The 12177-nt window shown below is 56.9% G+C and carries 12 protein-coding genes; 11 read left to right on the forward strand and 1 reads right to left on the reverse strand.

Translation table 11 applies throughout. The features are described 5' to 3' along the window. The first annotated feature begins 3 nt into the window (after positions 1–3). The 10 genes from flgC to flgL all read left to right on the forward strand — a co-directional run bounded on the left by flgC (position 4) and on the right by flgL (position 9788). A complete protein-coding gene (gene flgC / locus ABOC97_RS13695; RefSeq protein WP_035894207.1) occupies positions 4–408 on the forward strand; it encodes a flagellar basal body rod protein FlgC in 405 nt (134 codons plus the stop codon). Between the two features lie 11 nt (positions 409–419). Continuing rightward, a complete protein-coding gene (gene flgD, locus ABOC97_RS13700) occupies positions 420–1118 on the forward strand; it encodes a flagellar hook assembly protein FlgD (RefSeq protein ID WP_349598523.1) in 699 nt (232 codons plus the stop codon). A 111-nt stretch (positions 1119–1229) separates the two neighbouring features. Continuing rightward, positions 1230–2507, forward strand: a complete 1278-nt coding sequence (gene flgE / locus ABOC97_RS13705) for a flagellar hook protein FlgE (protein ID WP_349598526.1) — start codon at positions 1230–1232, stop codon at positions 2505–2507. Positions 2508–2527: 20 nt separating this feature from the next. Continuing rightward, a complete protein-coding gene (locus tag ABOC97_RS13710) occupies positions 2528–3283 on the forward strand; it encodes a flagellar basal body rod protein FlgF (protein ID WP_234503955.1) in 756 nt (251 codons plus the stop codon). Between the two features lie 8 nt (positions 3284–3291). After that, positions 3292–4074 (forward strand): flagellar basal-body rod protein FlgG, encoded by a 783-nt coding sequence (flgG, locus tag ABOC97_RS13715; protein WP_052285574.1) that lies wholly within the window; start codon positions 3292–3294, stop codon positions 4072–4074. A gap of 260 nt (positions 4075–4334) precedes the next feature. Continuing rightward, positions 4335–5033, forward strand: coding sequence for a flagellar basal body L-ring protein FlgH (locus tag ABOC97_RS13720; RefSeq protein WP_349598530.1), 699 nt, complete (start codon positions 4335–4337; stop codon positions 5031–5033). An 11-nt stretch (positions 5034–5044) separates the two neighbouring features. Continuing rightward, entirely contained in the window at positions 5045–6142 is a 1098-nt protein-coding gene (locus ABOC97_RS13725) for a flagellar basal body P-ring protein FlgI (protein WP_234503957.1), read from the forward strand. Next, positions 6142–7092 carry a flagellar assembly peptidoglycan hydrolase FlgJ gene (gene flgJ / locus ABOC97_RS13730; RefSeq protein WP_349598533.1) on the forward strand — a complete coding sequence of 317 codons (951 nt, stop codon included), beginning with the start codon at positions 6142–6144 and terminating at the stop codon, positions 7090–7092. Before ABOC97_RS13725 ends, flgJ begins: the two co-directional genes overlap by 1 nt. 63 nt (positions 7093–7155) lie before the next feature. Then, positions 7156–8835, forward strand: coding sequence for a flagellar hook-associated protein FlgK (gene flgK, locus ABOC97_RS13735; RefSeq protein WP_349598536.1), 1680 nt, complete (start codon positions 7156–7158; stop codon positions 8833–8835). 14 nt (positions 8836–8849) lie between these two features. After that, on the forward strand, positions 8850–9788 hold the full coding sequence (gene flgL / locus ABOC97_RS13740) for a flagellar hook-associated protein FlgL (protein WP_349598539.1): 939 nt from the start codon (positions 8850–8852) through the stop codon (positions 9786–9788). Between the two features lie 84 nt (positions 9789–9872). On the opposite strand, the gene ABOC97_RS13745 is transcribed toward flgL, so the two are convergent. Then, positions 9873–11315: an MFS transporter gene (locus ABOC97_RS13745; RefSeq protein WP_416016885.1), complete on the reverse strand. Its 1443-nt coding sequence runs from the start codon at positions 11313–11315 to the stop codon at positions 9873–9875. Here ABOC97_RS13745 and ABOC97_RS13750 point away from each other — a divergent pair. Next, positions 11197–12132 carry a LysR family transcriptional regulator gene (locus tag ABOC97_RS13750; protein ID WP_349598545.1) on the forward strand — a complete coding sequence of 312 codons (936 nt, stop codon included), beginning with the start codon at positions 11197–11199 and terminating at the stop codon, positions 12130–12132. The genes ABOC97_RS13745 and ABOC97_RS13750 overlap by 119 nt on opposite strands. Positions 12133–12177: the final 45 nt, after the last annotated feature.

Here is a 12177-nt window from a genome sequence, read left to right on the forward strand (position 1 = left end):
CCCATGGCATTACTCAATATCTTCGACGTCGCGGGTTCTGCGCTCACCGCGCAGTCCAAACGTCTGAACGTGGCCGCCAGTAACCTGGCGAACGCCGACAGCGTGGCCGGGCCGGACGGGCAACCGTATCGCGCCAAGCAGGTTGTTTTCCAGGTGGATGCGCCGATTGGTGCCGCTACCGGCGGCGTGAAGGTGGCTGATGTCGTGGAAAGTCAGGAGCCCGACAAGCTGGTTTATCAGCCGGGCAACCCTCTGGCGGATGCCAAAGGTTATGTCCGGATGCCTAACGTGGACGTGGTTGGCGAGATGGTCAACACCATGTCCGCGTCGCGCAGCTATCAGGCCAACGTCGAAGTGCTGAACACCGTGAAAAGCATGATGCTCAAAACGCTGACGCTTGGACAATAAGGAGATAACCGATGTCTGTCGTAGCCAATATTACCGATACCGCGAGCAGCAAGGCGGCGTCCTCATCGTCGTCGGTCAGCAGCACCGGGACCAACAACTCCTCCGATCTGCAAGGCAGCTTTCTGACGCTGCTGGTGGCACAGCTGAAAAACCAGGACCCGACCAACCCGCTGCAGAACAACGAACTGACTTCGCAACTGGCGCAGATAAGTACTCTGAGCGGCATTGAGAAGCTCAACACCACCCTGGGTTCCATCTCCGGACAAATCAATAGCGGCCAGTCTTTGCAGGCCGGCGCTTTGGTTGGGCGCGGCGTGATGGTCCCTGGCTCAACCATTCTTGCGGGAAAAAACAGCAGCAGCGAGAGCGTGGATACCACGCCGTTTGGCATTGAGCTGACGCAACCGGCTGAGAAGGTCACCGCCACCATCACCGATGGCAACGGCAAAGTGATCCGCACGCTGAACATGGGCGCGCAAACGGCAGGCGTTCATACCTATACCTGGGACGGCAAGCAGGATGATGGCTCGGCGGCGCCGGATGGCGCTTACAACATCACTTTTGCAGCCAGCCAGGGAACCACGCAGATGGTGGTTCAGCCGCTGCAATTTGCTCTGGTTCAGGGCGTAACTTTGGGCAAAGACGGAAACAAACTGGATTTGGGAACCTACGGCACCACCACGCTGGATCAGGTTCGCCAGATTATTTAAGCCTTGATGCACGTCATCCTTTAAGCCACCTCGGCGTGGGCTGCGTTCATTCACCCGCCGCCTTGATGCAACTTGAAGGGATTTGCGTATCACTATTTCAGGAGAGACGTTATGGCCTTTTCACAAGCAGTCAGTGGTTTAAACGCGGCTGCCACCAACCTCGATGTTATCGGCAACAACATCGCCAACTCCGCCACCTATGGTTTTAAATCCGGGTCGGCGTCGTTTGCGGATATGTTCGCCGGCTCTAAAGTCGGTCTGGGCGTTAAAGTTGCGGGGATCACGCAAGACTTTACCGACGGTACCACTACCAGCACCGGACGCGCGCTGGACGTGGCTATCAGCCAGAACGGTTTCTTCCGTCTGGTCGATAACAACGGTGCGGTGTACTACAGCCGTAACGGCCAGTTCTCACTCGATGAGAACCGTAATCTGGTGAACTCCCAGGGGCTGAATCTGACCGGCTACCCGGCCAACGGTACGCCGCCAACCATCCAGCAGGGTGCTAACCCGGTCGCGCTGTCGATTCCGAACACGCTGATGTCGGCAAAAGCGTCGACCACCGGCACCATGCAGATGAACCTGAACTCCACCGATAACGCTATCACCAAAACCTTCAACCCAAGTGACCCGGATACCTATAACAAAAAAGGTACCGTGACCGTCTATGACAGCCTGGGTAACTCTCACGATCTGAACGTTTATTACGTGAAAACGACAGGGAGCAATACCTGGGACGTTTGGACGCAGGATACCAGCGTGGCCGGTGCGACTCCGGTAAAAGCGGCTCAAATGGGGTTCAGTAGCAGCGGTACGCTGGAAACGGTAAAGAATTATACCGAAAACACATCTAACGTGCCGAGCACCTGGGATCTTAGCGGGACGGCAAATGCCACGCCGTCAATCAATATTGCCGTTGCTCCATTGAACGGTTCTGCTCCAAATCAAACCTTCAACCTCAGCTTCCTCAATTCCATGCAGCAGAACACCGGCTCCAGCGATGTGGTCGCGACCACTCAGAACGGCTACGCGCCGGGCAGCCTGGTGAGCTATCAGGTCAACGACGATGGTTCGGTGGTGGGGAACTACTCCAACCGCCAAAGCCAGCTGCTGGGCCAGATTGTGCTGGCGAACTTCTCCAACACCGGCGGTCTGCAATCAGAAGGCGATAACGTCTGGTCAGCCACTCAGTCTTCCGGCGTGGCGCTGCTGGGTACCGCGGGGACCGGTAACTTTGGTTCACTGACCAACGGTGCGCTGGAAGCTTCCAACGTCGATCTGAGCAAAGAACTGGTGAACATGATTGTGGCGCAGCGTAACTATCAGTCGAATGCGCAGACTATCAAAACCCAGGACCAGATCCTCAACACGCTGGTTAACCTGCGTTAATTCTCTAACAGGGTGACGTCATGGATCACGCGATATACACAGCAATGGGTGCCGCCAGCCAGACCATGCAGCAGCAGTCGGTCACGGCGAGCAACCTTGCTAACACCTCCACGCCGGGCTTTCGCGCACAGTTAACCGCCATGCGCGCGGTGCCGGTTGTGGGGCCGTCCGTGGAAACACGTACGCTGGTCGCCGCTACCACGCCGGGGGCGGATATGACGCCAGGGCAGTTGGACTATACCGCGCGTCCGCTGGACGTGGCGATTCAACAGGATGGTTGGCTGGCGGTGCAATCGGCGGACGGTAGCGAAGGCTATACCCGTAACGGCAACATCCAGGTCAGCCCGACGGGCCAACTGACTATCCAGGGCAACCCGGTTATCGGTGAAGCCGGGCCGCTTAGCGTACCGGAAGGCTCGCAGGTGACTATCGCCTCGGACGGCACTATTTCGGCGCTGACGCCGGGCGACCCACCGAATACGGTGTCGCCGGTTGGCAAGCTGAAAGTGGTCAAGGCAAACGCCACGGAAGTGGCGCGGGGTGACGACGGGCTTTTCCATCTTACGCCGTCGGCGATCGCCACGCGCGGGCAGACCTTACAGGCTGACCCTACGCTGCGTTTACAGTCAGGCGTGCTGGAGGGGAGTAACGTCAAACCGGTGGCGGCAATGGCGGACATGATTGCCAGCTCTCGCCGATTTGAAATGCAGATGAAGGTTATCAGCAGCGTGGATGAAAACACGCAGAAAGCTAACCAGTTGCTGTCAATGAGCTAAGGAAAAATATGATCAGTTCATTATGGATCGCGAAAACCGGTCTCGACGCGCAGCAAACCAATATGGACGTTATCGCCAACAACCTGGCGAACGTCAGTACTAATGGTTTTAAGCGCCAGCGCGCGGTATTTGAAGACTTGCTCTATCAAACCGTTCGCCAGCCGGGTGCGCAATCATCCGAACAAACGACGCTGCCTTCTGGTCTGCAGATTGGTACCGGCGTGCGCCCCGTGGCGACCGAACGTCTGCATAGCCAGGGCAACCTGTCGCAGACCAACAACAGTAAAGACGTGGCGATCAAAGGCGACGGGTTCTTCCAGATCCTGCTGCCTGACGGATCGTCGGGCTATACCCGCGACGGTTCGTTCCAGGTGGATCAGAACGGCCAGTTGGTGACCGCCAGCGGTTATCAGGTGCAGCCTGCGATCACCATCCCGGCCAACGCCATCAGCATTACCATTGGGCGCGATGGCATCGTCAGCGTGACCCAACAGGGGCAGGCGAACCCGGTACAGGTGGGGCAGTTGAACCTGTCGACCTTTATGAACGACACCGGTCTCGAAAGTATTGGTGAGAACCTGTACATCGAAACTCAGGCGTCGGGCGCGCCGAACGATACCACGCCGGGCTTAAACGGTGCGGGCCTGTTGTATCAGGGATATGTCGAGACCTCTAACGTCAACGTGGCGGAAGAGCTGGTCAATATGATCCAGGTACAACGCGCGTATGAGATCAACAGTAAAGCGGTGTCGACGACCGACCAGATGCTGCAAAAACTGACGCAGCTGTAACACACTGGCGTCGGATGGCGCTGTGCTTATCCGACCTACGGTGTGTGCACTTGTTGGTGTCGGATGGCGCTGCGTTTATCCGACTTACGGGTGTGTGCACTGTTGGCGTCGGATGGCGCTGTGCTTATCCGGCCTACGGTGTGTGCACTTGTTGGCGTCGGATGGCGTTGCGCTTGTCCGGCCTACGGTGTGCGAACTTGTTGGCTGGATGGCGTAGGGCCATCCAGCTAAACGCTTTAATGATTCAGAAGAAGAAAGCAATGCATAATTCTGCCGCGTTTCGTTTTCCGCTTTTAACCCTCGTCGCCATAAGCGTCGCGGGATGCGCCTTGATACCGTCTAAACCGCTGGTGGAAGGGGCGACTTCGGCTCAACCGATCCCCGGCCCGGTACCGGTGGTGAACGGTTCAATTTTCCAGACCGCGCAGCCGATTAACTACGGCTATCAGCCGCTGTTTGAAGACCGTCGTCCGCGCAATATCGGCGATACGCTGACAATTGTTCTGCAGGAAAACGTCAGCGCGAGCAAAAGCTCGTCGGCTAATGCCAGCCGTGATGGCAAAACTAACTTTGGCTTTGACACCGTACCACGCTATCTACAGGGCCTGTTTGGCAATGAGCGTGCCGATGTGGAAGCGTCCGGTGGCAACACCTTTAATGGCAAGGGCGGCGCGAATGCCAGCAACACCTTCAGCGGCACGCTAACCGTGACGGTCGATCAGGTGCTGGTCAACGGCAACCTGCACGTGGTGGGTGAAAAACAGATTGCGATTAACCAGGGCACCGAATTTATTCGCTTCTCCGGGGTCGTCAACCCGCGCACCATCAGCGGCAGCAACACCGTACCTTCAACGCAGGTGGCAGATGCACGCATCGAATATGTGGGCAATGGCTACATCAACGAAGCACAGAATATGGGCTGGCTGCAGCGTTTCTTCCTTAACCTATCGCCGATGTAACGAGGTGAATTATGTTTAAAACTCTGCTAACCCTGGCGCTGGTGCTCGTCACCGGTCTGGCGCACGCTGAACGCATCCGCGATCTTACCAGCGTGCAAGGGGTCAGGGAAAACTCACTGATAGGCTACGGTCTGGTGGTGGGTCTTGACGGAACGGGTGACCAGACGACACAAACGCCGTTTACCACCCAGAGCCTTAACAACATGCTGTCGCAGCTGGGAATTACCGTTCCGGCGGGCACCAACATGCAGCTGAAAAACGTGGCGGCAGTCATGGTCACCGCCCAGCTTCCGGCATTTGGTCGCCAGGGGCAGACTATCGATGTCGTGGTTTCTTCAATGGGTAATGCCAAAAGCCTGCGCGGCGGCACGCTGCTGATGACCCCGATGAAGGGCGTCGACAGCCAGGTTTATGCGCTGGCGCAGGGCAACATTCTGGTCGGCGGTGCGGGTGCGGCGGCGGGCGGCAGCAGCGTTCAGGTTAACCAGCTCAACGGTGGCCGTATCACCGGCGGCGCCACCATTGAACGTGAACTGCCAACCCAGTTCGGGGCCAGCAACACTATCAATTTGCAGCTCAACGATGATGACTTCACGATGGCGCAGCAGATTGCCGACACCATCAACCGCCGTAGCAGCCTTGGCAATGCCACAGCGCTGGATGCGCGTACCGTACAGGTTCGTGCGCCAACCGGCGGCAGCGGGCAGGTGCGTCTGTTGGCAGATATCCAGAACCTGGAAGTCGGCCTGGCGCCGCAGGATGCGAAAATCATTATTAACTCGCGTACCGGTTCAGTGGTCATGAACCGCGAAGTGTCGCTGGATAGCTGCGCGGTGGCGCAGGGCAACCTGTCCGTAACCGTTAACCGTTCCGCGCAGGTTAACCAGCCGGATACGCCGTTTGCCGGTGGGCGAACCGTGGTGACACCGCAAACGCAGATTGATTTACGTCAGAGCGGCGGTTCATTACAGAGCATTCGCGCCAGCGCCAATCTTAACAACGTCGTTCGGGCGCTGAACGCGCTGGGTGCAACGCCTATCGATCTGATGTCGATAATCCAGGCGATGCAGAGCGCCGGTTGTCTGCGGGCGAAAGTGGAGATTGTCTAATGCTGACTGACAGCAAATTACTGGCGAGCGCCGCCTGGGATTCACAGTCGTTAAACGAGCTGAAGACCAAAGCCGGGCAAGATCCGCAGGCTAACCTGCGGCCGGTGGCGCGTCAGGTCGAAGGGATGTTCGTGCAGATGATGCTGAAAAGCATGCGCGAAACGCTACCGAAAGATGGCCTTTTCAACAGCGATCAGACCCGGCTCTACACCAGTATGTATGACCAGCAAATCGCCCAGCAGATGACCGCTGGCAAGGGCCTTGGCCTGGCGGAGGAGATGGTTAAACAGCTGTCAGCCCAGCAGCAGGAGCCCGCGGAAAACGTGGGCCAGATACCGATGAAGTTCGATATGCAGACCATCACCAGCTACCAGAATGCGGCGTTAACGCAGATGGTTCGCAAAGCGCTGCCAAAAGCGCCGGACAGCAGCGATACGCCGCTGTCCGGCGATTCGAAGGACTTCCTAGCCCAGCTTTCTCTGCCCGCGCGTCTGGCGAGCGAGCAGAGCGGGATACCGCACCACCTGATTCTGGCGCAGGCAGCGCTGGAGTCCGGATGGGGGCAGCGGCAGATCCGCCGGGAAAACGGCGAGCCGAGCTTCAACCTGTTTGGCGTTAAAGCCTCCGGTGACTGGAAGGGCAAAGTCACCGAAATCACCACTACCGAATTTGAAAATGGTGAGTCGAAAAAGGTCAAAGCCAAATTCCGCGTCTACAGCTCGTATCTGGAGGCGCTGTCCGATTATGTCGGTCTGCTGACGCGTAATCCGCGCTATGCGGCGGTGACGTCGGCCTCGACGGCGGAGCAGGGGGCGCAGGCGTTGCAGAACGCCGGGTACGCCACCGATCCGCAGTATGCGCGCAAATTAACCAGCATGATTCAGCAGCTAAAATCGATGAGCGAAAAGGTCAGTAACACTTACCGCAACGATCTCGAAAATCTGTTCTGATTTGCCTCAAGTTTGTAGTTCGCCATCCGATAAGTAATACCATGGCCTTAAGAAGGAGCGTTCATGTCCAGTTTAATTAACAGCGCGATGAGCGGGCTGAGTGCCGCCCAGTCAGCGCTGAACACCACCAGTAACAACATTGCTAGCTACAACGTAGCCGGATACACCCGCCAGACGACGGTGCTGGCTTCAGCCAACAGTACGCTTGGCGCAGGCGGTTGGGTGGGGAATGGCGTCAACGTTTCCGGCGTACAGCGTGAATACAATGCCTTTATCACTAACCAGCTGCGGACGGCGCAAAACCAGAGCAGCGGTTTGACCACGCGTTACGAACAAGTGTCGAAAATCGACAGCATGATCTCCAGCTCGACCAATAACCTGTCGACGACGCTGCAGGGCTTTTTCAGCAGCTTGCAAACGCTGGTCAGTAACGCGGAAGACCCGGCGGCACGTCAGACCGTTCTGGGCAAAGCGGATGGAGTGGTAAACCAGTTTAAAGTCGTCGACCAGTATCTGCGCGATCAGGATAAGCAGGTCAATCTGTCGGTCTCCTCTACGGTTGCTCTGGTCAATAACTACTCTTCACAGATTGCCAGCCTGAACGACAAAATCGCGCGTTTAACCGGTGTGGGTGCAGGCGCATCGCCGAACGATTTACTCGACCAGCGCGATCAGCTGGTAAGCGAATTAAACAAGCTGGTGGGCGTTGAAGTTAACGTCCAGGATGGCAGCACCTACAACATCACCATGGCCAACGGCTACACCCTCGTGGCCGGCAGTAAAGCGAGCCAGCTGGCGGCGGTGCCGAGCAGCGCGGATCCAAACCGCACCACCGTGGCCTATGTCGATAACGTCGCAGGTAACGTTGAGATCCCGGAGAAATTGCTGACCACCGGTTCGCTGGGCGGTTTGCTGACCTTCCGTTCACAGGATCTTGACCAGACGCGCAATACCCTGAACCAGATGGCGCTGGCCTTTGCCGATGCGTTTAACACCGTACATAAGCAGGGCGTTGATGCTAACGGTAAAACCGGCGTTGATTTCTTTGATTTCGGTAAACCGTCCTCTATCGCCAACAGTAAAAATACCGGTGATGTTGAGTTGGCGGTGGCAATGGATAAGTCCTCTGCTGTACAGGCAACGGACTACAAGATTGTGAAAACCGACAGCGGCTGGGATGTGACCCGGCTGTCTGACAATACCAGCGTTAAACTGGATACAGGTAGTGACCCAGCCACCGGCGTGCTGAAATTCGACGGCTTGACGGTGACAGCCCAATTGAAATCGGGCGGCTCTAAACCTGTTGCAACGGGTGACAGCTTTATCGTTAAACCGGTTAGCGACACCATCGTTAATATGGATGTGGCTATCAGCAGCGAATCCGAGATTGCGATGGGGCTGGCTGATACCACCGGCGCGAGCGTTGGCGAAAGCGATAACCGTAACGGTCAGGCGCTGCTGAATCTGCAAAACAGCAAAATTGTCGGCGGCTCAAAAAGCTTTAACGATGCCTACGCGGCGATGGTGAGTACTATCGGCACCAAAACGGCGACCCTCAAAAGCAGCAGCACGACTCAGGCAAACGTGGTGACGCAGTTGAGCAACCAGCAGCAGTCGATCTCCGGCGTCAACCTTGACGAAGAGTACGGCAACCTGCAGCTGTTCCAACAATACTATCTGGCCAATGCGCAGGTGCTGCAAACCGCAAGCACTCTCTTTGACGCATTAATTAACATCCGCTAAGGAGAGGGAATAGCATGCGCGTCAGTACCTTAATGATGTACCAGCAGAATATGGGGGGTATCACTAACTCTCAGTCTGAATGGTTAAAGTACGGTGAGCAGATGTCGACCGGCAAGCGGGTGAACCGCGCCTCGGACGACCCGGTTGCGGCTTCTCAGGCGGTTGTGCTGTCGCAGGCGCAGGCGCAAAACGCCCAGTTCGCCACAGCCCGTACCTTCGCCACCCAACGCGTCTCGACGGAAGAGAGCACCTTAAAGCAGGTCACTACCGCAATTCAATCGGCGCAAGAGAAGATTGTCTATGCCGCTAACGGCACGCTCAGCGATGACGACCGCGCATCGCTGGCCACCGATCTACAGGGGATTCGCGATCAGCTGTTGAACCTGGCGAACAGCACCGATGGCAATGGCCGCTATATCTTTGCGGGCTATAAGACGGATACGCCACCTTTTGATTCTAAAGGGCAATATGTGGGCGGTGATATCAACGTTGAGCAGCAGGTCGACTCTTCGCGTTCCATGGTGATTGGCCATACGGGGGACCTGATCTTTGATAGCGTTACCAGCAATGCCAAACCAGATGCCGATAAGAATATTTTTACAGCCCTGGATACTGCCATTGCGGCGCTGAACACGCCGGTGGCTGATGCTGATGATACAGTGAAAGATACGACTGCGGCGGCGATTGACCGCACCAACCGTAGCCTGAGCAACTCATTGAATAACGTACTGACCGTACGTGCCGAACTGGGGACCCAGCTTAACGAGTTGGATAAACTGGATGCTTTGGGCGATGACCGTGCGCTGGCGCAAACGCAGCAGATGAGTAACCTGGTGGATGTGGACTGGAACTCGACGATTTCCAACTACACCATGCAGCAAACTGCGCTGCAGGCGGCTTATAAAGCGTTTACCGATATGCAAGGTATGTCGCTGTTCCAACTGAATAAATAATAACATAAGGTTTGAACATATCTGGAAACTGGATATGTTTTTATCGCCCGCGTCATTACCCCGTCGCGGGCTTTTTTTCATCGTTTAACGCACGCTCAGCGCGGCGTTACGAAGACGATACGTCTCGCTTACCCGAATGGCGAAAGCCACCAGACCCGCCACCGTCGCCAGTGCGACAACGCCTTCCCAACCTGCCTGCGAGTACACCTGCGTCCCGAGGACCGATCCTAGCGACATACCGATAAATACTCCGGTAAACAGCAGCGCATTCAGGCGACCACGAGCCTGTGGTTCAAGGCTATACACCAGGTTCTGGTGGGCGACCAGGCTTGACTGCAAGCCGAGATCAAAACCTACGGCTGAGACGGCAATCAACACCAGCTGAGCCATCGGCGGCAGGACCGGGAGCAGGAACATCAGGGCAAATGAGACGCTTACCAGAGCGGCACCGAGCTGTGTGACTTTTTCCGCCCCGACTTTATCCGCCAGACCGCCAGCCAGCGGTGCGGCTAATGCCCCTGCGGCACCGGCGATGCCAAAACCACCGGCTACCGCGCTGCCCATGTGGTAATGCTCAGCTAGCATCACTGCCAGCGTAGACCAGAAGGCGCTAAAGGCGATAGAGAGAAACCCCTGTGCCATTGCGGCGCGACGCAGCGTCGGATAGCGACGCCACAGATGCGCCATCGACACCATCAGCGCCGGGTAACGCAGCTCTGAGTGGGCGGTAAAGTGCGGCAGTACGCGCCACATTAGCCCCCCAATTAAGGCAATACTGACGGCTGCAGCCTGGTACATCACGCGCCAGCCAAACAGCTCTCCAACCACGCCGCTCACGGTACGTGATAGCAAGATCCCCAGCAGCAGACCGGTCATCACCGTACCCACCATTTTCCCCTGCTTACCCGCCGGGGCCAGAATGGCGGCTGCGGGCACGATATCCTGCGCCATGGTCGCCGCCATACCAATCAGCAGGCTCACCGCCAGCAGAGAGTGAAATTGTTGGGTCAGGCTGTAAATCAGCAGTAATACCGCCAGCGCCAGGCTTTTGAATAAAATCAGCGAGCGACGATCGTAGCGGTCGCCAAGCGGCAAAAGGAACAAAATACCTAATGCATAACCGGCCTGCGTCAGCGTTGGAATTAAGCCCATGCCCTCGACGCTCAGGTTTAATGTCGCGCCCATCAGCGGTAGCAGGGGCTGGGCGTAGTAAATGGCGGCGACGCTAAACCCAGCGCCGAGTGCCAGGATAAAAATCAGCAGACCGGCGGTCTGTGACGAAGTAGTGGGTGTTGTCATTTGTTCATCCTCAACGGTATATGGGACGCATTTTCCGTCTCTTCGGACTGGAGCGGTAGCCGTCGTGGTGGTAAAACAGTTATACGTTTGGCGTATAGGCAGTAAGTTAATGAAAAGAAATGAGCGTATAGATCGCGTTGAGCTGATGCGCACCTTCATTCGCATCGTGGAGTCGGGATCGCTGTCTGCTGCCGCCCGGCAGATGGAAACCACGCAGGCGACTATCAGCCGCCGGTTACAATCGCTGGAAGAAATGCTGGGCGCAAAGCTGCTGCTGCGCTCAACGCATGCGATGAAGCTCACCGACGATGGTGAGCGCTGCTATCAGCATGCCCGACAGGTGGTTGAGTCGTGGCTGGCGCTGGAAGATGCCCTGCAGTTAACCGATGAGCAACCGGTGGGGACGCTGCGGGTGCGAGCGCCTCATGCCTTCGGTCAGCAGCAGTTGCTGATACCGCTGGTGGGCTTCCTGGCGCGCTATCCGCAGCTTTCCGTAGAATGGATGCTGCACGATAAGGCCGTTGATTTTATCAGTGACAATGTCGACTGCGCGATTCGCGTGGGGGCTGAAGTTGACCCGGCAACCGTCACGGTGCTGCTGGCTGAGGTCCCTCGCTGTATCGTCGCGTCACCTGAATTGCTGAGTCGTTTTCCACAGGTGACGCAGCCGGAGTCATTGTCGGCACTGCCGTGGATTGCCATCAGGACGTTTTACCAACATGAGGTCGTGTTGCGCCATGCGGACAGCGACCAAGCGGCAAGCGTGGCAATAGCCTCGCGGTTGAGTACGGATAGCCTGTACGTGGCAAAAAACGCAGCGCTCGCAGGTGTTGGGGTAGCGGTAGTCTCGAGCTGGACGGTCGAGGAGGAGATAGCCAACGGAACGTTGATTGAGCTATTACCGCAATGGCAGGCGGCACCGCTGCCGGTACATCTGGTCTATCCGTGGGCGCGCTACTATCCGGTGCGGCTACGTAAATTTCTCGACCTGATGCGTGAGGCGATGCCGCAAATAGCAGGGATGAGGCTGCCGGAAAATAGGTGATTACCGCCTGAATAGCGGTGCGGTTTCGGGCATAAAAAAATCGGC

This window comes from Kluyvera huaxiensis (genome assembly GCF_040149365.1).
Classification (GTDB): Bacteria; Pseudomonadota; Gammaproteobacteria; order Enterobacterales; family Enterobacteriaceae; genus Kluyvera; species Kluyvera intermedia_A.

What these genes read in the sequence shown, in the direction of transcription:
- flgK (WP_349598536.1), top strand. Translation starts at nt 7,156, where the DNA reads ATGTCCAGTTTAATTAACAGCGCGATGAGCGGGCTGAGTGCCGCCCAG.
- ABOC97_RS13710 (WP_234503955.1), top strand. Translation starts at nt 2,528, where the DNA reads ATGGATCACGCGATATACACAGCAATGGGTGCCGCCAGCCAGACCATG.
- flgC (WP_035894207.1), top strand. Translation starts at nt 4, where the DNA reads ATGGCATTACTCAATATCTTCGACGTCGCGGGTTCTGCGCTCACCGCG.
- flgD (WP_349598523.1), top strand. Translation starts at nt 420, where the DNA reads ATGTCTGTCGTAGCCAATATTACCGATACCGCGAGCAGCAAGGCGGCG.
- ABOC97_RS13720 (WP_349598530.1), top strand. Translation starts at nt 4,335, where the DNA reads ATGCATAATTCTGCCGCGTTTCGTTTTCCGCTTTTAACCCTCGTCGCC.
- flgL (WP_349598539.1), top strand. Translation starts at nt 8,850, where the DNA reads ATGCGCGTCAGTACCTTAATGATGTACCAGCAGAATATGGGGGGTATC.
- ABOC97_RS13725 (WP_234503957.1), top strand. Translation starts at nt 5,045, where the DNA reads ATGTTTAAAACTCTGCTAACCCTGGCGCTGGTGCTCGTCACCGGTCTG.
- flgJ (WP_349598533.1), top strand. Translation starts at nt 6,142, where the DNA reads ATGCTGACTGACAGCAAATTACTGGCGAGCGCCGCCTGGGATTCACAG.
- ABOC97_RS13750 (WP_349598545.1), top strand. Translation starts at nt 11,197, where the DNA reads ATGAAAAGAAATGAGCGTATAGATCGCGTTGAGCTGATGCGCACCTTC.
- flgG (WP_052285574.1), top strand. Translation starts at nt 3,292, where the DNA reads ATGATCAGTTCATTATGGATCGCGAAAACCGGTCTCGACGCGCAGCAA.
- flgE (WP_349598526.1), top strand. Translation starts at nt 1,230, where the DNA reads ATGGCCTTTTCACAAGCAGTCAGTGGTTTAAACGCGGCTGCCACCAAC.